Origin of the sequence: Sphingomonas flavalba, assembly GCF_047553045.1 — a bacterium.
GTDB lineage: Bacteria > Pseudomonadota > Alphaproteobacteria > Sphingomonadales > Sphingomonadaceae > Sphingomonas_L > Sphingomonas_L flavalba_A.
The window spans coordinates 2,475,051-2,498,430 of the sequence record NZ_CP180208.1 but is presented as its reverse complement, the minus strand read 5'-3'; the positions used below and the strand labels follow the sequence as shown (position 1 = coordinate 2,498,430).

Here is a 23,380-nt window from a genome sequence, read left to right as displayed (position 1 = left end):
TTGCTTTCGCCACTGTTTGCCGCGATAGGGCGTGCCGCGCACGGGGCAAAACCCGCGGCGGTGGCAGCGTGAACAGCCTGGAAACGGGCCCGGCCGTCCCCCTTATGCGCCGACGCACAAGGCTTCCCTATCACGCGGGTCGTCAAGGACCCCTGGCATTCGTGGCCGCGCCATGCGCGCCGCGCGTTGCCGTACTGAAGAGTTATCCATGACCAGTTTTTCACAGCTCGGCCTTGCCGAGCCGATCCTCAAGGCGTTGACCGCCAAGGGCTATGATACGCCGACGCCGATTCAGGCGCAGGCGATCCCGCCCGTGCTCGCCGGCCGCGACCTGTGCGGCATCGCCCAGACCGGCACCGGCAAGACGGCGGCGTTCGCCCTGCCGGCACTCGACCATTTCGTCCGCCACCCGAAGCCGACGCCGATCCAGGGCTGCCGCATGCTGGTGCTGTCGCCGACGCGCGAACTGGCGGCGCAGATCGCCGCTTCCTTCCGCGAGTATAGCCGCTTCGTGCGCCTGTCGGTCGAAACGGTGTTCGGTGGCGTGCCGATCGGGCGGCAGATTAACAAGCTGCGCGCCGGCGTCGACATCCTCGTCGCCACGCCCGGCCGGCTGCTCGACCTGATCGACCAGCGCGCCGTAACCCTCCGCGATGTCGAGATCTTCGTCCTCGACGAGGCTGACCAGATGCTCGATCTGGGCTTCATCCACGCGCTGAAGCGGATCGACAAGCTGCTGCCGCGCCAGCGCCATACTATGTTCTTTTCCGCGACGATGCCGAAGGCGATCGCCGAGCTGGGCGACCGTTTCCTGACCGATCCGGTCAAGGTGTCGGTCACTCCGGCCGCGACCACCGCCGAGCGCGTCGACCAGTTCGTCACCTTCGTCGGCAAGACGGAGAAGCAGGCGCTGCTGACGCTGACGCTGGCCGAGACGGAGATCGACCGCGCGCTCGTCTTCACCCGCACCAAGCACGGTGCCGACCGGGTGGTGAAGCATCTGCTTGCCGCCGGCATCGGCTGCGCCGCGATTCACGGCAACAAGAGCCAGCCGCAGCGCACCGCCGCATTGCAGGCGTTCCGCGACGGGCGCATCCGCATCCTGGTCGCGACCGACATCGCCGCGCGCGGCATCGACGTGTCCGGCGTCAGCCATGTGTTCAATTTCGAGCTGCCGAACGTCGCGGAGCAGTATGTCCATCGCATCGGCCGCACCGCGCGCGCCGGCGCGACCGGCGTCGCGATCAGCTTTGTCGACGAAGAGGAGCGCGGTTATCTGCGCGGGATCGAGCGGCTGACCCGCATCCGCCTGGAGCCGATGCCGCTGCCGGAGGACTTCAACCGCCGCAAGGAGGCGCTGCCGAAGCCGACGCAGGCGCCGGCGACCGCCCAGCGCCGGTTCAAGGACAGCCGCGCCGCGCCCGCCGCCGCCGACCGCCCGAAGCGGCCGTTCCGCCCCAACCGGTCGCGCCACGGCGTCGGCGCGCACAAGGGGGCCGTCACCCGCACCCGCTGAGGTGCGGGGTCGGCGTCAATTTTCCCGGCGGACCTTGATCGCCGGTTGTTTATTGACGTTCGCCATATAGCTGCCGAGCACGCCGGAGCGGATGCGGATCGTCTGCCCCGGCTTCGGGCTCATGATCGTCTTGTTGTCGATCTGGTGCCATTTCGCGCCGTCCTCCAGCACGATGAACCATTCGCCATAGCCGCCGCGATAGGCGGTGCTGATCGTCGCCTCGATTTCCTTCGGCGCGTCCGAATCGTCCTTGTCGCCACCGCCGAACAGCCGGATGCTGGGCAGGGTGAGGCCGAACAGGCCGCGCCGCGCTTCCCGGATCTGTTCGCGGTCGACGATCGCGACCTGCTTGCTGGTCACGGCCGCTTCCAGTGCCGCGACCTGGGTGTCGTAGCAGGTGTAGCGTTGCGCCTGGTCGGTCAGGGCGCGGCAGGCGATCAGTTGATCGTAGATTTCGGGCGTGCCCTTGGGCAGCCCGGTCTGCGCCTGAACGCCGCCGGCCGCCGCCAGCATCGCCGCCGCGCCCGCCAGCCTGAACCCGCGCATCACATGCTTGTCGGTCATCCTACGTCCCCTATCCCCCCAAACGGAAGCGGCCTTCGATCACGGTGACGCAGCGGCCGCCGAGGACCACTCTATCGCCGTCGAGCGTACAGTCGAGACGGCCGCCGCGCCGACTGGCCTGAAATGCGGTGAAGCGGGTCCGGCCAAGGCGTTCCGCCCACCACGGCACGATCACCGCGTGGGCCGACCCGGTCACCGGATCCTCGTCGATCCCGGCGCCGGGGGCGAAGGCGCGGCTGACGATGGCGGTGTCGTCGCCCGGCGCGGTGCAGATGGTCAGCAGGTCGCCTTCCCTGGCCAGTGCGGCGAAATCCGGGGCGACCGCCCTGACCGCTGCCGCCGTCTCGAGCACGACCACCGCATAGCCGCCGGGGTGCCATAGGGTTTCGCCAGTCACGCCAAGCGCGGCGAGTACGCGGGGCAGCGGTTTCGGCGCCGGCGCCCAGGCGGGGAGGGCCATCGCATAGCCGGCGTCGGTGCGGCTGACCGTGAGCAGACCAGCCTTGCGGGTATCAAAGCGGACTTGCTCACACTCGCCGATCAGCACATGGCCGGCGGCCAGCGTCGCGTGGCCGCACAGCGCGACCTCCGTCGTCGGCGTGAACCAGCGCAGGGCATAATCCGCTTCCGCATCGCCGTCGGCGGGTACGGTAAAGGCGGTTTCCGACAGGTTGTTTTCGGCCGCGATCGCCTGCAGCGTCGCGTCGGGCAGCCACGCGTCGAGCGGCATCACCGCCGCCGGGTTGCCGGTGAACGGCTGGTCGGCAAAGGCATCGATCTGGGTGAAGGGCAGGTCCAGGGTCATTCCGGTGTCTCCCGCAGCGCTTCCATCGCGCTATCCTCGGTATCGATCCGGCCTTCCGGGTCGATATGGATCAGCACTTCGGCGCCGGGGAATTCGGCCGCCAGCGCTGTCTCCGCTGCCTCGACCGTGCGGTGGGCGGCGGCAACCGTCATCGCCGGATCGACCCAGATGTGGAACTGGATGAAGTCGTGGCTGCCGGACCGCCGGGTGCGCAGGTCGTGCATCCCCTTCAGGCCGGGCAGGGCGTTGACGACCGCCGCAAGGCGGCGGCGCTTCTCCTCCGGCCATTCCTTGTCCATCAGCTGGTCGATCGCCGCCGTCGCCGAGCGCCAGGCGCCGTAGGCAAGCCAAAGCGCGATGGCGATGCCGAACAGAGGGTCTATTCCGGACAGTCCCGCATATTGGTCGAGGGCGAGCGCGGCGATCACCGCCAGGTTCAGCATCAGGTCGGACTGATAATGCAGCCGGTCGGCGCCGATCGCCATCGATCCGGTCCGGGCGATCACCCGCCGCTGATAGGCGGTCAGCAGCAGGGTCGCGCCGATTGCGGCCAGCGACACGGCAATGCCTTCTCCCGCGGCTGTCGTCTTCGCGCCGCTGGCAAGGCGGCCTGCCGCCCCGGCGAGGATCGCGATCGCCGAGGCGGTGATCAGCATCACCTGGAACAGCGCGGCCAGTGCTTCCGCCTTGCCGTGGCCGAAACGGTGCTCGGCATCGGCGGGCTGCGCGGCTTGCCGGACGGCGTAGAGAGTGACGAGCGACGCGACGAGGTCCAGCCCGCTGTCGGCCAGCGAACCGAGCATCGCCATCGACCCGGTCGTCCAGGTCGCATAGCCTTTCAGCACCAGCAGGAACAACGCGGTGGCGACGCTGGCCAGCGCCGCGCGGGTGGTCAGGCCGGGCAGGGGCCGATGACCGCTCACGGGTAGAGCAGGCCCTCCTTCCAGCCGTCGCCCTCGCGGGTGAACAGGCGGCGGTGATGCAGGCGGTAGGGCCGGTCTTCCCAGAACTCGATCCGGCTGGGCGTGACCCGATAGCCGGACCAGTGCGGCGGGCGCGGAACCTCCTGCCCTTCATACCGGGTGCGGACCGCTTCGTAGCGCAGTTCAAATTCGGCGCGCGACGGTAACGGGCGCGATTGATCGGATGCCCAGGCGCCCAGCCGCGAATCGCGATGGCGGGTGGCGAAATAGGCGTCGGCCAGCGCCGCGTCGACCGCCGTCACCGGCCCTTCGATGCGGATCTGCCGCCGCAGCGATTTCCAGTGAAACAGCAGCGCCGCATGGGGATTGTCGGCCAGATCGCCGGCCTTGCGGCTGTGCTGGTTGGTATAGAAGACGAAGCCTTCCGGCCCGTGGCCCTTCAACAACACCATCCGCACCGACGGACGACCGTCGGCGTCGGCGGTGGCGAGCGCCATCGCATTGGGGTCATTCGGCTCGTTCGCCTGGGCGGCGGTCAGCCAGTCGTCGAACAGGGCGAAGGGATTGTCGGACATGGACGGGGTTTAGGCGCGCCCCGCGGGCCTGTCACCCCTGGTCGGGCGTTGGAATTATGCGCCGCTGCCCCCAATTAGTGGACGAGCAACAGAAACCACGTACATAGCGAGAGCCATGGCAGATCCTTACGCAACACTGGGCGTCGCGCGCACCGCCAGCGAAGCCGACATCAAGAAGGCGTATCGCAAGCTCGCCAAGGAGCTGCACCCGGACCGGAACAAAGATAACCCGAAGGCGTCGGAGCGCTTTTCGCTGGTAACGGCTGCCTATGATCTGCTGAACGACAAGGACAAGCGCGCCCGTTTCGATCGCGGCGAGATCGACGGCGACGGCAACCCGACCTACGCAGGGTTCGGTGCGCGCGGCCCCGGCGCCGGCGGTTTTCGCCCCGGCCAGGATCAGGGTTTCGCCGCCAGCGATTTCGGCGACATATTCGAAGGGATTTTCGGCGGGCGCGGCGGCGGCGGCGGCTTCACCGGCGGTTTCGGGCGCCGGCAGGCGCCGCCGCAAAGGGGCGCCAACGTCGCCTATCGGTTGCGCGTGCCGTTCGAGGACGCGGCGGCGCGGCGCGACCAGCGCATCACCCTTGGTGACGGCAAGACGATCGACCTGAAACTGCCCGCCGGGGTGGAAAACGGCACCCAGATGCGGCTGGCCGGCAAGGGCGAGCCGGGGTCGGGCGGCGCCGGTGATGCGATCGTGACGATCGAGGTCGTGCCGCACCGCTTCTTCACCCGCGACGGCGACGATGTCCGCCTCGACCTGCCGATCACCGTGCCGGAAGCGATGCTTGGCGGCCGGGTCCGCGTGCCCACGGTCGACGGGCCGGTGACCGTGACCATTCCCGCCGGGTCGACGTCCGGCAGGGTGCTGCGGCTGAAGGACAAGGGCTTTCACGGACGGAACGGGCGGGGGAGCCAGTTGGTTACACTGTTGGTCGATGTGCCGAAGGATGACCCGGATATGCTGGCGGTGGCGGAAAAGCTGAAGGACCGGGATCTCGGCAACCCTCGCGCCGCGCTCGGCGTCTAGGCGATTGACCGGCGACACGTCCCCGCTCTCGCCGGAGGCGCGCCGTCGCGCCGGCGGCCGGCAGGTCTGGGCGGTGGTGAAGCGGGTTGCCGTCGGCACGTTTAACGAAGGCTTTCCGCACGCCGGCAACCTTGCCTATCTGTCGCTGCTCACCCTGTTTCCGTTCTTCATCCTGCTCGCCGCGCTGGCCCAGCTTTTCGGGCAGACGGCGGATGGGCAGGCGGCGATCGCGCTGTTTCTGAGCACGGTGCCGCCCAGTGTCGCCGATGTGCTGCGCCAGCCGATCGCCGACGTGCTCGCCGCGCGATCCGGCATGTTGCTGTGGCTGGGGGCGCTGGTCGGGCTGTGGAGCACCGCCAGCTTCATCGAGACGATCCGCGACATTCTGCGTCGCGCCTATGGCGTCAAATACAACCGGCCGTTCTACGAATACCGGCTGATCTCGATGGGGATCATCATCGGGTCGGTGTTGCTGGCGCTGATCGCCTTTGCCGCGCAGGTGCTGTTGATCGGCGTCGAACAGTTCGTCTACCGGCTGGTGCCGATCGCCAGCGGAACCGCGCAGTTGATCAGTCTGTCGCGGCTGGTGCCGCCGGCGGTGCTGTTCGTTGCGCTCTACATCATCTTCTACAGCCTGACGCCGTCGCGCTACCGCCGCGCCCGCGGTTGCCCGAAATGGCCGGGCGCGTTGCTGGTGACGCTGTGGTGGCAGGCGACGACGGAGCTGTTGCCGGTCGTCCTTGGTATGCTGGGGTCGTACAACCGCACCTATGGCAGTCTGGCCGGGGTGATTGTGTCGCTGCTGTTCTTTTTCGTCATCGGCCTGGGGGTGGTTGTCGGTGCCGAACTGAACGCGGCGCTGGCGGAGGGCGATGAACCAAGGCTAAAGAGCCGGGAAAGCGAAACGCACGCTGAAAGGGAATGAGTGTGAACGGCCTGATGAAGGGAAAACGCGGTCTGATCATGGGTTTGGCCAATGATCGCTCGCTGGCCTGGGGGATCGCCAAGAAATTGAGCGAGGCGGGCGCCGAACTTGCCTTCGCCTACCAGGGGGAAGCGACCGAAAAGCGTGTGCGCCCGCTGGCGGAATCGCTGGGTTCCGACTTCCTGATCGAATGCGACGTGGCGGAAATGGCGGCGCTCGACGTCGCCTTCGCGACGCTCGCCGCGCGCTGGCCGACGATCGACTTCGTCGTCCACGCAATCGGCTTTTCGGACAAGAACCAGTTGCGCGGGCGCTATTACGACACGACGCTCGACAATTTCCTGATGACGATGAACATCTCCGCCTACAGCCTGGTCGCGGTGACGCAGCGGGCGCGGTCGATGATGCCGAACGGCGGCGCGATCCTGACGCTTAGCTATTACGGCGCGGAAAAGGTTGTACCGCACTATAACGTCATGGGTGTCGCCAAGGCGGCGCTGGAAACCAGTGTCAAATATCTCGCGGTCGATCTGGGCGGCGACAATATCCGGATCAACGCGATTTCCGCCGGGCCGATCCAGACGCTTGCCGCGCGGGGTATCGGCGATTTCAACTATATCCTGAAATGGAACCTGCTGAACGCGCCATTGCGCCGCAACGTGACGATCGAGGATGTCGGCGGCGCCGGCCTTTATATGCTGAGCGATCTGTCGGCCGGGGTGACCGGCGAGATCCATCATGTCGACGCCGGCTACAACGTCATCGGCATGAAGGCGGAGGACGCGCCGGATATCGCGCTGGCTTAGGGTGTGTCCTGTTCAAGCGGAAACGGTACCGCCCTTTAGCACCATTCAAACAATGCTGGAGGGCGGTGCCGCCTGAGCAGCACAAACCCTACGCCTTCAGCCGGTATCCGGTGCGGAAGATCCAGACGATCGCCGCCATGCAGCCGATCATGAATATCAGGGTCAGCGCCAGGCTGATCCCGACCGCCACGTCGCCCTGGCCGTAGAAGCTCCAGCGAAAGCCGCTGACCAGATAGACCACCGGGTTGAACAGGCTGACGCTGCGCCAGAACGGCGGCAGCATGTCGATCGAATAGAAGGCGCCGCCTAGGAAGGTCAGTGGCGTTACCACCAGGATTGGCACGAAGCTCAATTTCTCGAACCCGTCGGCCCAGATGCCGAGAATGAAGCCGAACATGCTGAAGGTGATCGCGGTCAGCAACAGGAAGGCGATCATCGCGCCGGGATGGGCGATGTGGATCGGCATGAAACAGGCGGCGGTCGCCAGAATAATCAGGCCGAGCACGACCGACTTGGTCGCCGCCGCGCCGACATAGCCGACGACGATTTCCCACGCCGACACCGGCGCCGACAGCAATTCGTAGATCGTGCCGGTGAATTTCGGAAAGTAGATGCCGATCGACGCGTTGGAAATGCTCTGGGTCAGCAGGGTCAGCATGATCAGGCCGGGGACGATGAACGCGCCATAGTCGACACCGCCGACCTGCTGCATCCGCGAGCCGATCGCGCCGCCGAACACGATGAAATAGAGCGAGGTGGTCAGCACCGGCGCGACCAGGCTTTGCCACAAAGTTCGCAGCGCCCGCGCCATTTCGAAGCGGTAGATCGCCAATATGCCGTGACCGTTCATGCCGCCGCTCCCTGGCTGACCAGCCCGACGAAAATGTCTTCCAGCGTGCTGCGCGTCATGTCCATGTCGATGATCGGTATGTTGAGGTCGCCCATTCGCCGCAGCAGCGACGGAATGCCGGTATGATCGGCCTTGGTGTCGAAGGTCAGGACAAGCTGGCGTCCGCCATCCTCCAGCGTCAGGTCCCATTCGCCAAGCGCCGCAGGCACCGCTGTTATCGGCGCCGGTAGGGTCAGCACCATCCGGCGCTTGCCGAGCTTGGCCATCAGCACCGCCTTGTCCTCGACCAGGATCAGCCGGCCCTTGTCGATCACCCCGACACGGTCGGCCATTTCCTCCGCTTCTTCGATATAGTGGGTGGTGAGGATGATGGTGACGCCCTTGGCGCGAAGGCCGTTGACCAGGTCCCACATGTCGCGGCGCAGGGTGACGTCGACGCCGGCGGTCGGCTCGTCGAGGAACAATATGTCCGGCTCGTGGGCCAGCGCCTTGGCGATCAGCACCCGCCGCTTCATTCCGCCCGACAGCGTCATGATTTTGCTGTCGCGCTTGTCCCACAGCGACAGGTCGCGCAGCACCTTTTCGATATGCGCCGGGTTGGGCGGCCGGCCGAACAGGCCCCGGCTGAACCGGACGGTGGCGTAAACCGTCTCGAACGAGTCGGTCGACAGTTCCTGCGGCACCAGCCCGATCTTGCGCCGCGCCGCCTTCGCGTCGCGGACGACGTCATGCCCATCGGCGAGGACGGTGCCGGTCGTCGGGTTGACGATGCCGCAGATGATGCTGATCAGCGTCGTCTTGCCCGCGCCGTTCGGCCCGAGCAGCGCGAAGATTTCGCCACGCGCGATCTCCAGATCGACGCTGTGCAGCGCGGTATGCCCGGATTTGTAGGTCTTGGAGACCCCGGAAACGGTGATGGCGGGGGACAAGCTGGGCTCCATGCGACGCGGCCGGGACACCGCTTTAGACGCTTCGGGCGCGGTGCCCAAGCCCGAACGCCGGTGGCGGTATCTGGCCGCTGGCGCCGGGCAGGGAATGGCCGTAAACGGCGGGCATGTCTGGTGTTTCCCTGTCATCCGTCCCGCCGCTTTCTCTTGCCGACGAGGCGCGCGATCCCGCCGGTTTCGCCCATGCGCTCGGTGCCAGCTTCGAACGTTTCGGCTTCGCCGTCATCGCCGATCATGGCATCGACCCGGCGCTGATCGCGCGGGGCTGGGCGGAAACCCGCGCGTTCTTCGCGCTGCCGGTGGAACGGAAGGCCGCCTATCATTTGCCGGGCAAGGCCGGCGCGCGCGGTTACACCCCGTTCGGAATCGAGATCGCCAAGGACGCGGCGCAGCACGACCTGAAGGAATTCTGGCATGTCGGGCGCGAGCTGCCCGCCGGCCACCGTTACCGCGATCGTATGGCCGACAACCTGTGGCCGGCTGAGCTGCCGGATTTCAAGCCGACCTTCCTTGCCCTGTTCGACGCGCTCGACCGGGTCGGCCTGCGCCTGCTTGCCGCCATCGCCCGCCACCTCGGCCTTGCGCCGGACTGGTTTGCCGGCCCGACCGAAAACGGCAACAGCGTGCTGCGCCTGCTCCACTACCCGCCGGTCCCGGCCGACGCGCCCGGCGTCCGCGCTGGTGCGCATGAGGACATCAACCTGATCACCCTGCTGCTCGGCGCGGAGGAAGCGGGGTTGCAACTGCTCGACCGCGACGGCCGCTGGCTGCCGGTCGCCCCGCCGGACGGGGCGCTGGTCGTCAATGTCGGCGACATGTTGCAGCGGCTGACCAACCATGTCCTGCCGTCGACCACCCACCGGGTGGTCAACCCGCCGCCGGAACGGCGCGGCGTCTCGCGCTACTCGATGCCGTATTTCCTCCACCTGGCGTCTGACTTCGAAATCCGCACGTTGCGCCAGTGCATCACCCCGCAAAATCCGGATCGCTACCCCGATCCGATCACTGCGGACCAGTATCTGACCCAGCGCCTGCGCGAGATCGGGCTGCTGAAATAAGCCCCGTTCGGGTGAAAGCCGTTCCTTTTCCGGCCCAGCCGGGGCAGGGAGGGGCGGCGTTTGGCTGTAATGACGAGGATGAAGATGGCGGAACCGCTTAGGATCGCGCTGGCCGGGCTTGGCACCGTCGGGGGCGGGGTGATTCGCGTGCTCGACGAGAATCGCGAACTGATCGCGCGGCGGGCGGGCCGGCCGATCGAGATCGTCGCGGTGTCCGCGCGCGACCGGTCGAAGGACCGGGGCGTCGACCTGTCGCGCTTCGCCTGGGTCGACGATACCGCCGCGCTCGCCGATCAGGACGGCATCGATACGGTGGTCGAACTGGTCGGCGGCGCTGACGGCCCGGCGCTGACCCTGGCCCGCCGCAGCATCGCCGCCGGCCGCTCCTTCGTCACCGCCAACAAGGCGATGATCGCCCATCACGGCCTGGAACTGGCCGGCGCGGCGGAGGCGGGCGGCGTCGCGTTCAAATATGAAGCGGCGGTCGCCGGCGGTATCCCGGTCATCAAGGGGCTGCGCGAGGGCGCGGCGGCGAACCAGCTCAGCCGCATCTACGGTATCCTGAACGGCACCTGCAATTACATCCTGACGACGATGGAACGCGAAGGCCGCGACTTCGCGGAGGTTCTCGCCGAGGCGCAGGCGCTCGGCTATGCGGAGGCGGACCCCAGCTTCGACATCGACGGGGTCGACGCGGCGCACAAGCTGTCGATCCTTTCCAGCCTGGCGTTCGGGTCCCGGCTGGCGTTCGACGGGGTGGTGATCACCGGCATCCGCCACGTCATCGCTGCCGACATCGCGGAGGCGGCGGCGCTTGGTTACCGCATCCGGCTGGTCGGCATCGCCGAGGCGACGGAACAGGGGCTGTTCCAGCGCATCCACCCTTATCTGGTGCCGGTCGACCATCCGCTCGCTCATGTCTCCGGCTCGCTGAACGCGGTGGTGGCGGAAGGCAATTTCGTCGGCCGCCTGCTGTTCCAGGGTCGCGGCGCCGGAGACGGGCCGACCGCCAGCGCCGTCGTCGCCGACCTGATCGACATCGCGCGCGGTGAATATGGCCCCGCTTTCGCGATGCCGGTCGCGGCGCTGTCGGAACAGCCGGCGGCCGATGCCGGTGGCCGGGTCGGCAAGGCCTATCTGCGCTTCATCGTTCAGGATCGCCCCGGCGTGCTGGCGGAAATCGCGGCGGCAACCCGCGACGCCAACGTTTCGATCGAAAGCCTGATCCAGCGCGGCAAGCGGCCGGACGGCAGCGCGATCGTCGCCATCGTCACCCATGCCGGCCCGGAACGCGCGGTGGCGGAGGCGCTCGCCCGGCTGAGCGATTCGCCCAGCCTGACCGGCGCGCCGATGCTGATGCATATTCTGGAAGAATAGGTGGGGGAGCGGGCTGGCGCCGCGCGAGCCTACTGCCCGATAACCCCGGCGAGCGCGCGCAGGCGCAGCGCCTCCTCCAGATGCAGGCGCTCGACCATCCGGCCGTCGACCCTGACAGCGCCCTTGTCGGCGTTTTCGGGTTGATTGAAGGCGGCGATCACCGCGTCAGCCCAGGCCAGTTCCGCCGCCGACGGACCGAACACCGCGTTGCACGGCGCGATCTGCGCCGGATGTATCACCGTCTTGCCGTCGAAGCCGAAATCGCGGCCCTGTTCACATTCGGCGCGAAAGCGGTCGAGGTCGGTGAAATCGTTGCAGACTCCGTCAAGGACCGCCGCGCCATGGGCGCGGGCGGCGGCGACCGCCATTGCCAGCATCGGCAGGAACGGCGCCCGGCCGGGCAGCAGCCGCGCCCGCATCTCCAGCGCCAGATCGTTGGTGCCCATCACCAGCCCGCCGAGACCGGTGACGCCGGCAATCGCGTGGAGCACCGGCAGGCAGGCGCAGGTTTCGACCATCGCCCAGAGCGGGGTTGCCGTGCCCATCAGCGAGCGGACATCGGCCAGCGCGTGCGGCGAATCGACCTTGGGGATCAGAATGCCGTCCGGTTCCGCCGCGGCGATCGCGCGCAGGTCGGCGATGCCCCATTCGGTGGTCAGCGCGTTGATACGCACGATCAGTTCGCGCCGGCCGAAGCCACCTTCGCGTACCGCCACAACCGCCGCTTCGCGGGCGTCGGCCTTGGCTTCGGGCGCCACCGCGTCTTCCAGGTCGAGGATGACGACATCGGCATCGAGAGTGCGCGCCTTGGCGAGTGCCCTCGAATTGGAGGCGGGGAGGTAAAGGGCGCTGCGACGGGGGCGGGGGGGCATGTACCCCCGTCGCAGCTTTCTGGTCAGCAGGTCAAGCCAGCGTCGCGCGCAGGGGCGTGCGCGTACGTTGCGGCATGTTGATCAACCAGTCGGCTTGCCGATGGCTGAAGCCCGCTGCCAGAAATTCCTTTGTCTCGTCGCAGGTCACGCCGCGCGGGCTGTGGCTGATCAGCGAGGCGAAGCGACGCAGCGCTTCCAGCCGCATGTCGGCCAGCGGCTGGGCGAGGCGGATGCCGAACAGCCGGTTGAGCCAGCGGCCGAGGCGCGAATCGGAGTTGCGTTCCCGGCGCACGTCGGCACGGGCGCCAAGCCCGATCACCCGGTATTCGAGCAGGCTGAACAGCGTCGTGTTGTCGGCATGGGCGGCGCCGTACAGTGCCAGAGCCTCTATTTCGGGCCATGCCTTGAATGTGCGATAGGCCATGCTGCGTGTCCTGGACGAGATGTAACTGAACGGTACGTTCTTGATTGCTACGTACCGGTCAGTTACATATGCGTCAATGGGGGTGAGGAGATTTTTCGCGCATGACCAGTGATACAGCGGCCGCTGCGGAGCAGGCGCCCCACAAGAAGGCGGCGGAGCGGGTCTTCGAGGCGGCGCAGAGCCTGTTCTATGAAAAAGGCATTCGCGCGGTCGGCGTCGACGAGATCGTGTCCCGTGCCGGGGTCACCAAGCCCAGCCTTTACCGCGCTTTCGCGTCGAAGGATGCCTTGGTCGCGGCCTGCCTGCAGGCGGCGGGCGACCGCAATCGTGCCGCGATCGAGCAGGCGATCCGTGCCGCCGGCACCGATCCGCGCGCGCAACTGCTCGCGGTTGTCCGCCACAAGGCTGCGTTAATGGCCGACAGCGATTTTCGCGGCTGCCCGATGGCGAACATCGCCGCCGAATTCGCCGAGGCCGACCACCCCGGGCGAGTTGTCGCCGCCGCGTGCAAGGCAGAAATACGGGGTCGCCTGGCAGAGGTCGCGGCCACCATCCCGGTTGCCCGACCGGAATCGCTGGCCGATGGCCTGCTGATGCTGATCGAGGGTGCATTCTCCCTCTACTGCGGTTGCGGATGCGGCGAATTGCCGGCGATCCTTGAACGCAACGCCGAACTGCTGATCGATGCGCACCGCATTGCGGGCTGAGCGGTGCGCCGCGCCGTTGAGCAATACAGCGGGATCGGTATAGCTAGGCGATGAGCCGCCTTGCTGAAGCCTTCGATGGCTGGATTCGATCGACTTTCGTCGCGCTCAACACCGAGCTTGAGGAGCTGTACTTCGCGCAGCCCGACCGGGCCGGGGTCATTGGCGTCGGCGACGCCCTGAAGGCGCGGCTGCGCGACGAGGGCCATGCCCATGTCGTCGCCCTGCTGGCGGAGGGCAATACCGGAGAAGGGTTCGACAGCGCGTTCAATCTGCTCGGCAATGTCGGCCTCTATATGGGGGCGCTGCGCCGGCACGAGTTGACCAACCCCGACCGCGAGGAGAAATCGCCGTTCGGCGAGGCGTCGTCGCTGGCCTTGCATGTCGGTGCGTCGGTCGGCATGGCGCCCCGTTTTGCCACCGCCCATCTCGCCACCCATAACCTGGCTGTTGACGGCATCCGCAAAAGTTTCACCTCGCTTGCCGACGAATTCCTGTTCATCGACGAGAATACCCGCGGCATCCTGTGCATCCAGCGCGCCGCCGACGCGCTCAGCCGCATTGTCCCGCTCGGCGTGTCCAGCCCCCTGGCCGAATCGCTGCTGCGCGACGCGACCGCCGCGCTGGAGGATCTGGCCGCAGTCAATGAAAAGCTGTTCACCCGGCTCGACGTCGACCGGTTCTTCTATTGCGTGCGGCCCTATTACAAACCCTACCGGGTCGGTCGGCAGGTCTGGCGCGGCGCCAATGCCGGCGATTTCTCCGGGATCAACGAAGTCGATCTGCTGCTTGGTCTGTGCCGTGCGAACGACCCTTATTACGCCCAGTTGCTGATGGAAAAGATGCTGTTCATGCTACCGGGCGATCAGGCGCGGCTACGCGACTGTATGATGCGGCGCAGCCTGCTCGACGAATTGCTGGCGGCGCTGCCGACGGATCGCGATAGCGGCTGGTTTCAGACCAACGGCGCCGTCTTTCTCGATTTGTGCGCGGTTTTTGCACGTAGTGCGGCGCAGCATCATGACCAGCTTGTCGCCCGGTTCATCGATCGTCCCGCCGCCGCGTTGCCGCCGGATCGGTTGACCGGCATAACCGCCAGCGGGCCGCCGATTGCCGTGCTAATGCGCTCTCTGGAAGTGCTGCGCGACTATCGCTGCGCGGCGCCGCGGCCGGACCTGCCCACCCGCCATGCCGATTTTGCTGCACTGCGCTCTGCGCTCGGGCGAGGCTGACACTCAGTCATAACGCCGATTGAGTTATCCGAAGAAGCCTGCCACTGGCCGCAAAAGCCGGCCATCTGGAGGAGACCGACGTGCATCTTCGTGGAATGTTGCGGACGACCGCTGCCCTTTCTCTGCTGTTCGCGGCCGCCGCCCCGGCCGTGGCAACCCAGGCCGAGCCGGCCAATGACATCCCCGCCCGTTTCATTCCGCCGTCCGAACGCAACGACTATATCAAGCGCGTCGAGATGGTGCCGATGCGCGACGGCGTGAAGCTCTACACCGTCATCGTCGTGCCGAAGGGCGCGAAGAACGCGCCGATCCTTTTGACCCGCACCCCCTACAACGCCGCCGGGCGCACCACCCGAATGGACAGCCCGAACATGCTGTCGATTCTGCCCGAAGGCGACGAGGTGTTCGTCAAGGACGGCTATATCCGCGTGTTCCAGGACGTGCGCGGCAAATACGGGTCGGAAGGCGACTACAAGCTGACCCGCCCGGTGCGTGGCCCGCTGAACGAAACCGGGACCGACCATGTCACCGATGCGTGGGACACCGTCGACTGGCTGGTCAAGAACGTCACCGAATCGAACGGCCGGGTCGGCATGGTCGGGTCGTCCTACGAGGGGCTGACCGTGGTCATGGCGCTGCTCGATCCGCACCCCGCGCTGAAGGTCGCGGCGCCGGAAAGCCCGATGGTCGACGGCTGGATGGGCGACGACTGGTTCCACCACGGCGCGTTCCGCCAGGTCAACATCGGCTGGATGCAATCGCAGACCGGGTTCAAGGGCGCGGGCAAAGGCCCGGCGCTTGGCATTTACGATCAGTATGAGACCTTCCTGCGCTTCGGCTCCGCCGGCGACTGGGCAAAGGTGTCGGGTTTCGACCAGTTGCCCGCCTGGCGACGGATGGTCGAGCACCCGGCCTATGATGGCTACTGGCAGGGGCAGGCTCTGGACAAGCTGCTGGCCGCCAACCCGTCCAAGGTCCCGACGATGTGGGAGCAGGGCCTGTGGGACCAGGAGGACATGTACGGCGCGATCGCCAGCTGGGAAGCGCTGACCAAGGCCGGGCACGGCGACAACAACTTCCTGGTGATGGGCCCGTGGCGCCACAGCCAGGCCAATTACGACGGTTCTACCCTTGGGCCGTTCAAGTGGAACGGCGACACCGCGCTGCAATGGCGCCGGGATGTGCTGCTGCCGTTCTTCAACCATTATCTGAAGGACGGCCCGGCCTTCACCCCGCCGCGCGCTTTCCTCTACAACACCGGCGAGAATCGCTGGGATCGCTACAGCACCTGGCCGCTCGCCTGTGAATCGGGCTGCCCGTCGCCGTTGAAGCCGATCTACCTGCAGCCCGGTTTCGGCCTCGGCTTTACCAAGTCGACCGATACCGGCGCCGACAGCTATGTTTCCGATCCCGCCAAGCCGGTGCCGTATCTGACCCGGCCGATCAGTTTCGGCCAGCGCGACCGCTGGCAGACCTGGCTGGTATCCGACCAGCGCGCGGTTGACGGGCGGCCGGACGTACTGACCTATACCAGCGAGGTACTGTCCAGCCCGGTGCGCCTGTCCGGCGTGCCCTATGCCGACATCTATGCCCGCACCACCGGCACCGATGCCGACTGGGTAGTCAAGCTGATCGACGTCTACCCGGACGAGGTGGCGTCAAACCCGGCGATGGGCGGGTACCAGCTTGCGATCAGCCAGGACATCTTCCGTGGCCGCTATCGCGACAGCTTCGAAAAGCCGACGCCGATCCCCGCCGGCAAGGTGCAGCGTTATCGCTTCCGCCTGCCGGTCACCAACCATGTGTTCAAGCCGGGCCACCGGATCATGGTTCAGATCCAGTCGACCCAGTTCCCGCTCTACGATCGCAACCCGCAAACCTATGTGAAGAATATCTTCCTGGCCAAGCCGGAGGACTACAAGAAGGCGACGCACACGATCGAACGGTCCGGTGCTGCTGCCAGCGCGGTGTGGTTGCCGGTGGTCGAGGAATAGGCGCCGGCATTTCCCAACTGCGTCAACAGACGTAGAAGGATATTATGCCGCACAGCGTTTTCGACCTGTTCAAGATCGGCATTGGCCCCTCGAGTTCGCACACGATGGGGCCGATGACCGCCGCCGCCGATTTCGTCGAGGGGCTGGGCGATCGCCTGTCCGCGGTCGCGCGGGTCACCGCCGACCTGTACGGATCGCTGGCGTTGACCGGTAAGGGCCATGCCACCGACCGGGCCGTTCTGCTCGGCCTGTCCGGTTGCCATCCCGGCAATATCGACCCGGACGAGGCGGAACGGATCGTCGCCGCGATCCGCCAGGCCGGGCGGCTGGACGTCGCCGGGCGGCATCCGGTGGCGTTCGACGAGGCCGCGGATCTGCGTTTCAACCAGCGCGAGCGGCTGTCTTTCCATTCCAATGGCATGCGCTTCACCGCGCTTGACGCGAGTGGCGCGACCCTGGCCGAGGCCGTTTCCTATTCGGTCGGCGGCGGCGCGGTGATCGACGAGGCGGAGATTAAGACCAACGCGGCGCCGACGCTGTTATGGGATGTGCCCCACCCCTATCGTTCGGGCGAAGAACTGCTCGCCCGCGCCGAGGCCGCCGGGCTGACCATTGCCGAAATGGCGCTGGCCAACGAAACCGCCGCGCTGCCGGAGGCGGAGGTGCGCGCACGGCTGGCCGCGATCGCCGCGACGATGTCCGCCTGCATCGACCGCGGCATCGGCAGCGGCGGCATCCTGCCCGGCGGGCTGAAGGTGCGGCGCCGCGCGCCGGAAATCCACGCCAAGCTGCTCGCCCGGCAGGAACGCGCCCTGTCCGATCCGCTGGCCGTCGTCGACTGGGTCAACCTGTGGGCGCTCGCGGTCAATGAGGAGAATGCCGCCGGCGGTCGGGTGGTCACCGCGCCGACCAACGGCGCCGCCGGTATCGTCCCTGCGGTGCTGCGCTATTACGAACGCTTCGTCCCCGGTGCGAATGCCGACGGGACAGTCCGTTTCCTGCTGACCGCCGCGGCGATCGGCGCGCTGTTCAAGGAAAACGCATCGATTTCCGGTGCCGAAGTTGGTTGCCAGGGCGAAGTTGGCGTCGCCTGCTCGATGGCGGCGGCGGGGTTGGCGGCGGTACTTGGCGGCAACAACGCCCAGATCGAAAATGCCGCCGAAATCGGCATGGAGCATAATTTGGGCCTGACCTGCGATCCGGTCGGCGGGCTGGTGCAGGTGCCGTGCATCGAACGCAACGCCGTCGGCGCGATCAAGGCGATAGAGGCGGCGCGGCTGGCGCTGCTCGGCGATGGCACCCACCGCGTCAGCCTCGATCAGGTGATCGAAACGATGCGTCGCACCGGCGCCGACATGAACGAACGCTACAAGGAAACCTCGCTCGGCGGCCTCGCGGTCAACGTCGTCGAATGCTGATCGCGGCGGGGCCGGCGCCGCCGCTGCGACCCGGCCCCCTCGCTCAGAACCGCTTCGTCACCGATAGGCCATAGCTGCGCGGCGGGGCGATGCTGATGTTGGCGTGGCCGTAGGTGGTCGTCCCGTACATCTGCGCCTGCGCGTCGAACAGGTTGGTCACCTGCAGCGCGATCTCGTAACCGCCCTGCTCGATGCCGGCGCGCAGGTCGACCAGCGTCGCCGCCTTCATCATGAACTGCGGGCTGGTCGTGCTCGCGTCGAACGACACCGGCCGCCGGCCTATATAGCGCAGGGCGGCCCGCCCGAACGCTTCGATGCCGTCGCCGGCCGCCCAGCGGTAATCGGCGTTGACCGATCCGGCGAAGCGTGGCGTCGCCGGCAGCCGCTCGCCCTTGCGCGCTTCCAGCTCCGGCACCGCCGCGTTCAGTGATGCGTCGGTGTAGGCGGCGTTCACCGCCAGCGACAGGCCGGGGGTGGGGGTGAAGTTTGCCGACGCCTCGACGCCCTTGCTGGTCGCGCTCTTGCCGTTGGTGAAATACAGTAGCCCGCCCAGTGAGCCGGTCAGCTGGATATCGCGGTAGTCGATGTAGAAGGCGGCAATGTCGATGCTGCCAAGCCCGTCGGCGAAGCGGGCCTTGTAGCCGACTTCGTAATTGTCGAGCCGGTCCGCCTTGAAGCGTTCCGCGATGCCCGGGAGCACCAGGTTGGGGCCGCCCGGCCGATAACCGCTCGCCGCCCGCGCGTAGATATTGGCATCGTCGCCAACGCGGTACTGGATCGACGCGGAATAGGTCAGCACGTCCTCGGACGACCGAACGGCGGGGAACGCGCCCTCGATGCCGAGCACCGACGCCATCGGCCCGGATACCGTCTCGGCGAAGCGCTGGCGGCTGTCGCTGTAGCGCAGGCCGCCGCCGATCGTCAGACGGTCGCTCAGCGCGTAGGACAGGTTGGCGAACACGGCGTTCTCGCGCAGGTTGGTCGGCACCGCGAACACCAGCGCATCGAGCGCCGGTTTCAGATCGGCGCCGTAACCGACGACCCGCTGATCGAGGAAGCTGTCCTCATCGGTATGGAACGCGCCGATCATCCAGTGCAGCGGCCCACCATCCGCAGAGGACAGACGGACCTCCTGGACGAATTTGTGGGTGGTTGCGGAAAAGGGCAGCCGTGCACCGGCAATCGCGCCGCCGCCAAGCAAGATCACGCCCATGCCGAGCGGGGTCAGCGAGTAATCGTAGTTGTTCGCTGAACGGATCCGCTGCCAGCTGCTCTGGGAGGTCAGTGTCACCCCGCCCAGATCCCAGTCGACCAATGCGGACAGCAGGCGGAACCGCTGGTGGTACGGCTCGAAATTGGGCAGCGCCTGATCGCGCTCGCCGGCAATCGGGCGCCTGGTGGCGAAGTCGTAGGGGACCGCGTCGTTGGACCGGCGATTGAGCACCTGCGCCTGCGCCGCCAGCGTCACTGACAGCGTTTCCGCCGGCTTCAGGCGCAATGCGGCGCGGCCGCCATAGCTGTTGTTGCGGTTGACGTTCTTCGCGCCCAGCACCGAATTGTCGAGGTAGCCGGGCAGCCGGTCGTAGAAGCCGGACAGGCGGATGCCGGCGACGTCGGTCGCGATCGGCGTCGAAATCGCCGCCCGCGCCGCAAAGCCCCAGCCGCCGCCTTCGGCAACCTGCGTCGACAGGCCGACGGCGCCGTCGGTCGCGGTCAGGCTGGGCGCCTTCGTCACGTAGGACAGCAGGCCGCCGAGCGTGCTCGCGCCGTAAAGCGTGCCCTGCGGGCCACGCAGCACCTCGACCCGTTCCAGATCGAACGGATTGATGTCGAGGGGCACTGCGCCGCCCAGCGCGAAGGTGGAGCTGGACCCGGCCGGAATGCCGTCGACGACGACGCCGACGCTGGCGCTCGCCGCCATCGACGATGTGGTGATGCCGCGCAGGATCAGCGAGGATGCCGCGCGGTTGGTGCCGGCCAGGGTCAGCCCCGGGGCAAGCGCCGCCAGGTCCTGGGTGCCGGCCACGCCCAGTGCGGCCAGCCTGTCACCGTCGATCGCGGTCAGCGCGCCGGGCACGTCGATTGCGCGTTCGGCCCGCTTCTGGGCGGTAACGACAATCTCGCCATCATCTTGCGCCAGTGCCGGCATCGGCAACAGCGCGAGCAAACAAATCCCAGTCTTCCAATAACTTGAAACGCAAACCATTGAAATTTCCCGTCGACCATGGCGGGAGCCCGCCTTACCGTCCGGTTTCCTGGGCTGGGCATGGTGGATTTTTGGTTAATGTCCGGCGTTTATGCGGCGAGTGGAAAGCGCAGAATCCGGTCGTCGAGCGCGACGAGTGCCTCCGCTGGTGCCCCGACCGCGCGGGCGATCGCCGGGTGCGCGGCGTCCAGCCCGCCGGTCAATGCGCCGAAGGCGGGCAGGATGAGCTTGCGCTCGGTGGCGACGAAGCAGCGCCGCGCGATTGCTCGTCCCCGCCGACTGACCCGCAGCCGGGGATGGAAATGGCCGGACAATTCCGGGCGGCGTTCCGCCGGGTCCGCTTCGTGACGGAGAACGAGGCCGTCGACCACCGCCTCGGCCAGCACCGTTCCGCCATGCCCGTCGGTGAGCGCCGGGTCATGGTTGCCGGTGATCCAGTGGAAATGGGTGCGCGCGGCCAGCCGGCCGAGCAGTGTCTGCGCGGCGGGCGGCAGTCGTTCGGCGCCGCCACTGTCGTGAAAATTGTCGCCAAGGCACCAGATTTCCTCAGCACCGGTTGCGCGGGTGAGCGTGTCCAGCCCGGTCAGTGTGGCAAGCGAATCATAGGGCGGCAGCATCTGGCCGAAACGGGCGAACCAGCTTGCCTTTTCCAGATGCAGGTCGGCGACGAGCAGCGCCCGTCGCGCCGGCCAGAACAGCGCGCCCTGCGGCAGCGCGGCCAGCGCATAGCCAGCAAATGAGAATGGAACCATGCCGCTGCCCAGGGTCGGTTTCGGGTGGACGGAACCGGGCCAGGCGCCCGCCCGTGTGTCGACATTAGTGCGGATCGCTGCGGCGCCGCAAGCGGTCAGCGAGCGGCTGCGTCCTGCGCGGCCTGTACGACGCGCAGCAGATTGCCCGACCAGATCTTGGCGATATCCGCGTCGGAATAGCCGGCTGCTTTCAGCCGCTCGGTGATTCGGGGCAGGGCAGCGACATCCTCCATGCCTCGCACACCGCCGCCGCCGTCCCAGTCAGCCCCGATTCCGACATGGTCCGGGCCGACAAGCTTCAGCGTATGTAGCAGGCTGGCCATGAACAGTTCGAATGTTGCGGTGATGTAAGGATCGCGGCTTTCCTCGGCGGCGGTGCGGCGCGCCAGCGCCTTTTGCTCCGCTGGCGTCATTGCGTTCAGGTTGCGCTGTTCGTCGAGCAGCGCCTGCCAGGCCGCAGACTGGTTGGTCGGCGCCAGAAAGACGCTGTTGATCTGGATGACGCCGCCTTTTGCGGCCAACGCGGTAAGGCGGGCATCGTCGATGTTGCGCGGATGGTCGAAGACCGCTTTCGGCCCGGAATGCGACAGGATGATCGGGGCGCGGGACAGAGCCAGCATCTGGTCGAACGCCGCGTCGGACGCATGGCTGGCATCGATGACCATGCCGAGCCGGTTCATCTCCGCCACCCATTCGCGCCCGAGCGGGCTGAGGCCGTGCCACTGCGGCGTGTCGGTCGTCGAATCGGCGAACTGGTTGTTGCGCGAATGGACCGGGCTGGCCATGCGGACGCCGCGGTCGTAGAAATCCTCCAGCGCGGCGGTGCTGGTGCCGAGCGGATAGCTGTTCTCTATGCTCTGGAACACCACGCGGCGCCCGTCTGCGGCCGCCTGCCGCGCCTCCGCCGGGGTGGTGACGAGGGCGAGCGCGCCGGGGTGGCGCTGAACCACCTGGCGGATTTCGCTTGCCCGTTTCAGCGCGAATATATGGGCCTTGGTATAGGCATCCGACGTCAGCGGACCTTGCGGGGTGAAGATGACGAAGAAGCCGCCGTCGAGGCCGCCGTCGACCATCCGCGGCAGATCGACCTGGCTCAGATCGTCGGTGAAGCTGTGGCGGTCGGCGATGTTCCAGCCGGGCCGTCCGAAATGAACCGGCGTGTCGAGATGGCTGTCGAGCACCAGCAACTGGTTATGGAAGCTGTCCGCAGAGCCTTGCGAGGGGCGCAGAGGGCCTGAGCAGGCGCCGAGCGCGACCAGCATCGCCGCAGCCGCGCCATGTTGCGCAAAACGGAATAGACGACGAGCCATGATCCTCCCCCCTTGCGGGAAGGTTAAAGCCTATTTCGATCCGCCCGCAAGACCGGTTGGCGGACTGTCCCGTCCGTGGACAGTGTTGGTGGCAAGGGCTGCGGGGCCGCCGCGTTCCGCGCCGCTCGGCATCAGGAAACGCACTTCGCGGTTGGTGAAGTCCACCGCCACCCGGTCGAACAGGCGCAGCGCATCCATGCCGAGGAGCAGCGCCGGGGTGTCCGCCAGCCCGAATTTGCGGAATGGATGCGCGTCGACGAACGCGATCGGCAGGTTGCGGAAGGTCACGTCGCCGACTTGCATCTGCCTGATCATCATCGTGCCCGCGTCCAGCCGGCCTCCGGTGACGCTCAGCAGTTCCACCGGGGTCATGCCGGTGTCGCGCCGGGTGCCGGCCAGCTTGCGACGCAGCGCCATGTTGGCGACGCTGATCTGGGCGCCGGTGTCGACGATGACCCGAACCCGCGTCGACCCGACCCGCGCATCGGCGAGGATCAGCTGGCCGTAACGGCTCTTGCCGCTGACGACGATGACATCCGGCTCGTTCGCGGGCGAGCGGCGGCGCTCGGCGGGGGAGACGGTCATCTGCCCGCGCTTGAAGTCGATGACCACGCGCTGCGCCTTCAGGCTGTCCAGCCCAAGCAGGCCGACCGCGCCGAGATGGATGCCGTCGAGCGCGGGGGCCTGGATATCGGTCACCCGCGTCCGGGTCATTTCCAGACTGGGGATGATGACCGTGCGGACGGACCCGACCTCAGTCATGCTGTGCAGGCGAGCGGTTTCGCCTTCACGCAGGCCCAGCTTGCGGGCGAGCTGGGAGGAGATGACCGTTCGTTCCGCGCCGGTGTCGACGATGAAGTCATAGGGGCCGGCACCGCCGATCGTCACCGGCACCGTCATGCGTTGCGTGGCGTCGGTACCGAAATCGAGAGCCTGGGTGGCTGGATCGTCGGGCAGGGGGCCGACCAGCGGAACGCCGGGCAGCATCGCGGGCGGGGTGTTGGCGGCAAGGGGCGTGGCGCCCAGCAGCGCGGCAGCGGCACACAGGGACCGGGAAGCGTTAAACATCGGCCTCTCCCTTGCGGCCGA

The 23,380-nt window shown here is 67.1% G+C and carries 22 protein-coding genes; 10 read left to right on the top strand and 12 right to left on the bottom strand.

Annotation, left to right across the window (positions count from 1 at the left end):
- Positions 1–208 precede the first annotated feature (208 nt).
- Positions 209–1,516: a DEAD/DEAH box helicase gene (locus tag ACMT1E_RS11950; RefSeq protein ID WP_414900501.1), complete on the top strand. Its 1,308-nt coding sequence runs from the start codon at positions 209–211 to the stop codon at positions 1,514–1,516.
- 15 nt (positions 1,517–1,531) lie between these two features.
- Here the strand turns inward: ACMT1E_RS11950 and ACMT1E_RS11945 are convergent, their stop codons facing one another.
- From ACMT1E_RS11945 to pdxH, 4 genes are read right to left on the bottom strand one after another with little or no spacing between them, the layout of a single operon-like run.
- The gene (locus ACMT1E_RS11945; RefSeq protein ID WP_414900499.1) at positions 1,532–2,080 is read right to left on the bottom strand and encodes a hypothetical protein; all 549 of its coding nucleotides are present in this window, start codon (positions 2,078–2,080) and stop codon (positions 1,532–1,534) included.
- Between the two features lie 10 nt (positions 2,081–2,090).
- Positions 2,091–2,885: a PhzF family phenazine biosynthesis protein gene (locus tag ACMT1E_RS11940; RefSeq protein WP_414900497.1), complete on the bottom strand. Its 795-nt coding sequence runs from the start codon at positions 2,883–2,885 to the stop codon at positions 2,091–2,093.
- Positions 2,882–3,808, bottom strand: a complete 927-nt coding sequence (locus ACMT1E_RS11935) for a cation diffusion facilitator family transporter (protein ID WP_414900495.1) — start codon at positions 3,806–3,808, stop codon at positions 2,882–2,884. The genes ACMT1E_RS11940 and ACMT1E_RS11935 overlap by 4 nt, the downstream gene beginning before the upstream one ends.
- Positions 3,805–4,383 (bottom strand): pyridoxamine 5'-phosphate oxidase, encoded by a 579-nt coding sequence (pdxH, locus tag ACMT1E_RS11930; RefSeq protein ID WP_414900493.1) that lies wholly within the window; start codon positions 4,381–4,383, stop codon positions 3,805–3,807. The genes ACMT1E_RS11935 and pdxH overlap by 4 nt, the downstream gene beginning before the upstream one ends.
- A 115-nt stretch (positions 4,384–4,498) precedes the next feature.
- Between pdxH and ACMT1E_RS11925 the strand changes: the two genes are divergently transcribed.
- From ACMT1E_RS11925 to fabI, 3 genes are read left to right on the top strand one after another with little or no spacing between them, the layout of a single operon-like run.
- Positions 4,499–5,416, top strand: coding sequence for a DnaJ C-terminal domain-containing protein (locus ACMT1E_RS11925; protein ID WP_414900492.1), 918 nt, complete (start codon positions 4,499–4,501; stop codon positions 5,414–5,416).
- A 4-nt stretch (positions 5,417–5,420) separates the two neighbouring features.
- On the top strand, positions 5,421–6,341 hold the full coding sequence (locus ACMT1E_RS11920; RefSeq protein ID WP_414900491.1) for a YihY/virulence factor BrkB family protein: 921 nt from the start codon (positions 5,421–5,423) through the stop codon (positions 6,339–6,341).
- Positions 6,342–6,355: 14 nt separating this feature from the next.
- Positions 6,356–7,147: an enoyl-ACP reductase FabI gene (fabI, locus tag ACMT1E_RS11915; protein ID WP_414903413.1), complete on the top strand. Its 792-nt coding sequence runs from the start codon at positions 6,356–6,358 to the stop codon at positions 7,145–7,147.
- 88 nt (positions 7,148–7,235) lie between these two features.
- Here the strand turns inward: fabI and ACMT1E_RS11910 are convergent, their stop codons facing one another.
- Positions 7,236–7,997 carry an ABC transporter permease gene (locus ACMT1E_RS11910; protein ID WP_414900490.1) on the bottom strand — a complete coding sequence of 254 codons (762 nt, stop codon included), beginning with the start codon at positions 7,995–7,997 and terminating at the stop codon, positions 7,236–7,238.
- Positions 7,994–8,926 carry an ABC transporter ATP-binding protein gene (locus tag ACMT1E_RS11905; RefSeq protein WP_414900488.1) on the bottom strand — a complete coding sequence of 311 codons (933 nt, stop codon included), beginning with the start codon at positions 8,924–8,926 and terminating at the stop codon, positions 7,994–7,996. Before ACMT1E_RS11905 ends, ACMT1E_RS11910 begins: the two co-directional genes overlap by 4 nt.
- Before the next feature lie 125 nt (positions 8,927–9,051).
- On the opposite strand from ACMT1E_RS11905, the gene ACMT1E_RS11900 reads away from it, so the two are divergent.
- Together ACMT1E_RS11900 and ACMT1E_RS11895 are read left to right on the top strand one after the other, a co-directional pair.
- The gene (locus ACMT1E_RS11900; RefSeq protein ID WP_414900486.1) at positions 9,052–10,002 is read left to right on the top strand and encodes an isopenicillin N synthase family dioxygenase; all 951 of its coding nucleotides are present in this window, start codon (positions 9,052–9,054) and stop codon (positions 10,000–10,002) included.
- Positions 10,003–10,086: 84 nt separating this feature from the next.
- Entirely contained in the window at positions 10,087–11,379 is a 1,293-nt protein-coding gene (locus ACMT1E_RS11895; protein WP_414900484.1) for a homoserine dehydrogenase, read from the top strand.
- Between the two features lie 29 nt (positions 11,380–11,408).
- Here the strand turns inward: ACMT1E_RS11895 and ACMT1E_RS11890 are convergent, their stop codons facing one another.
- Together ACMT1E_RS11890 and ACMT1E_RS11885 are read right to left on the bottom strand one after the other, a co-directional pair.
- Positions 11,409–12,251 carry an HpcH/HpaI aldolase/citrate lyase family protein gene (locus ACMT1E_RS11890; RefSeq protein WP_414900482.1) on the bottom strand — a complete coding sequence of 281 codons (843 nt, stop codon included), beginning with the start codon at positions 12,249–12,251 and terminating at the stop codon, positions 11,409–11,411.
- Positions 12,252–12,282: 31 nt separating this feature from the next.
- Positions 12,283–12,675, bottom strand: coding sequence for a hypothetical protein (locus ACMT1E_RS11885; protein ID WP_414900480.1), 393 nt, complete (start codon positions 12,673–12,675; stop codon positions 12,283–12,285).
- Positions 12,676–12,776: 101 nt separating this feature from the next.
- On the opposite strand from ACMT1E_RS11885, the gene ACMT1E_RS11880 reads away from it, so the two are divergent.
- The 4 genes from ACMT1E_RS11880 to ACMT1E_RS11865 all read left to right on the top strand — a co-directional run bounded on the left by ACMT1E_RS11880 (position 12,777) and on the right by ACMT1E_RS11865 (position 18,023).
- A complete protein-coding gene (locus ACMT1E_RS11880) occupies positions 12,777–13,382 on the top strand; it encodes a TetR/AcrR family transcriptional regulator (protein WP_414900478.1) in 606 nt (201 codons plus the stop codon).
- 50 nt (positions 13,383–13,432) lie between these two features.
- On the top strand, positions 13,433–14,611 hold the full coding sequence (locus ACMT1E_RS11875) for a PrnB family protein (RefSeq protein ID WP_414900476.1): 1,179 nt from the start codon (positions 13,433–13,435) through the stop codon (positions 14,609–14,611).
- A 95-nt stretch (positions 14,612–14,706) separates the two neighbouring features.
- On the top strand, positions 14,707–16,605 hold the full coding sequence (locus ACMT1E_RS11870; RefSeq protein WP_414903411.1) for a CocE/NonD family hydrolase: 1,899 nt from the start codon (positions 14,707–14,709) through the stop codon (positions 16,603–16,605).
- Between the two features lie 44 nt (positions 16,606–16,649).
- Positions 16,650–18,023 (top strand): L-serine ammonia-lyase, encoded by a 1,374-nt coding sequence (locus ACMT1E_RS11865; protein ID WP_414900474.1) that lies wholly within the window; start codon positions 16,650–16,652, stop codon positions 18,021–18,023.
- A gap of 43 nt (positions 18,024–18,066) precedes the next feature.
- On the opposite strand, the gene ACMT1E_RS11860 is transcribed toward ACMT1E_RS11865, so the two are convergent.
- The 4 genes from ACMT1E_RS11860 to ACMT1E_RS11845 form a co-directional block, all read right to left on the bottom strand.
- A complete protein-coding gene (locus tag ACMT1E_RS11860; protein ID WP_414900472.1) occupies positions 18,067–20,190 on the bottom strand; it encodes a TonB-dependent receptor in 2,124 nt (707 codons plus the stop codon).
- Between the two features lie 128 nt (positions 20,191–20,318).
- Positions 20,319–20,981, bottom strand: a complete 663-nt coding sequence (pdeM, locus tag ACMT1E_RS11855) for a ligase-associated DNA damage response endonuclease PdeM (protein ID WP_414900470.1) — start codon at positions 20,979–20,981, stop codon at positions 20,319–20,321.
- Between the two features lie 95 nt (positions 20,982–21,076).
- Entirely contained in the window at positions 21,077–22,291 is a 1,215-nt protein-coding gene (locus ACMT1E_RS11850; RefSeq protein ID WP_414900468.1) for a dipeptidase, read from the bottom strand.
- 30 nt (positions 22,292–22,321) lie between these two features.
- The gene (locus tag ACMT1E_RS11845; protein WP_414900466.1) at positions 22,322–23,359 is read right to left on the bottom strand and encodes a retroviral-like aspartic protease family protein; all 1,038 of its coding nucleotides are present in this window, start codon (positions 23,357–23,359) and stop codon (positions 22,322–22,324) included.
- Between the last annotated feature and the right edge of the window lie 21 nt (positions 23,360–23,380).

Coding starts and splice junctions, on each gene's coding strand:
- ACMT1E_RS11895 (WP_414900484.1), top strand. CDS start 10,087: ATGGCGGAACCGCTTAGGATCGCGCTGGCCGGGCTTGGCACCGTCGGG.
- ACMT1E_RS11900 (WP_414900486.1), top strand. CDS start 9,052: ATGTCTGGTGTTTCCCTGTCATCCGTCCCGCCGCTTTCTCTTGCCGAC.
- ACMT1E_RS11865 (WP_414900474.1), top strand. CDS start 16,650: ATGCCGCACAGCGTTTTCGACCTGTTCAAGATCGGCATTGGCCCCTCG.
- ACMT1E_RS11890 (WP_414900482.1), bottom strand. CDS start 12,251: ATGCCCCCCCGCCCCCGTCGCAGCGCCCTTTACCTCCCCGCCTCCAAT.
- ACMT1E_RS11910 (WP_414900490.1), bottom strand. CDS start 7,997: ATGAACGGTCACGGCATATTGGCGATCTACCGCTTCGAAATGGCGCGG.
- ACMT1E_RS11950 (WP_414900501.1), top strand. CDS start 209: ATGACCAGTTTTTCACAGCTCGGCCTTGCCGAGCCGATCCTCAAGGCG.
- ACMT1E_RS11850 (WP_414900468.1), bottom strand. CDS start 22,291: ATGGCTCGTCGTCTATTCCGTTTTGCGCAACATGGCGCGGCTGCGGCG.
- ACMT1E_RS11945 (WP_414900499.1), bottom strand. CDS start 2,080: ATGACCGACAAGCATGTGATGCGCGGGTTCAGGCTGGCGGGCGCGGCG.
- pdeM (WP_414900470.1), bottom strand. CDS start 20,981: ATGGTTCCATTCTCATTTGCTGGCTATGCGCTGGCCGCGCTGCCGCAG.
- ACMT1E_RS11870 (WP_414903411.1), top strand. CDS start 14,707: ATGTTGCGGACGACCGCTGCCCTTTCTCTGCTGTTCGCGGCCGCCGCC.
- ACMT1E_RS11880 (WP_414900478.1), top strand. CDS start 12,777: ATGACCAGTGATACAGCGGCCGCTGCGGAGCAGGCGCCCCACAAGAAG.
- pdxH (WP_414900493.1), bottom strand. CDS start 4,383: ATGTCCGACAATCCCTTCGCCCTGTTCGACGACTGGCTGACCGCCGCC.
- ACMT1E_RS11885 (WP_414900480.1), bottom strand. CDS start 12,675: ATGGCCTATCGCACATTCAAGGCATGGCCCGAAATAGAGGCTCTGGCA.
- ACMT1E_RS11875 (WP_414900476.1), top strand. CDS start 13,433: ATGAGCCGCCTTGCTGAAGCCTTCGATGGCTGGATTCGATCGACTTTC.
- ACMT1E_RS11940 (WP_414900497.1), bottom strand. CDS start 2,885: ATGACCCTGGACCTGCCCTTCACCCAGATCGATGCCTTTGCCGACCAG.
- ACMT1E_RS11925 (WP_414900492.1), top strand. CDS start 4,499: ATGGCAGATCCTTACGCAACACTGGGCGTCGCGCGCACCGCCAGCGAA.
- fabI (WP_414903413.1), top strand. CDS start 6,356: ATGAAGGGAAAACGCGGTCTGATCATGGGTTTGGCCAATGATCGCTCG.
- ACMT1E_RS11845 (WP_414900466.1), bottom strand. CDS start 23,359: ATGTTTAACGCTTCCCGGTCCCTGTGTGCCGCTGCCGCGCTGCTGGGC.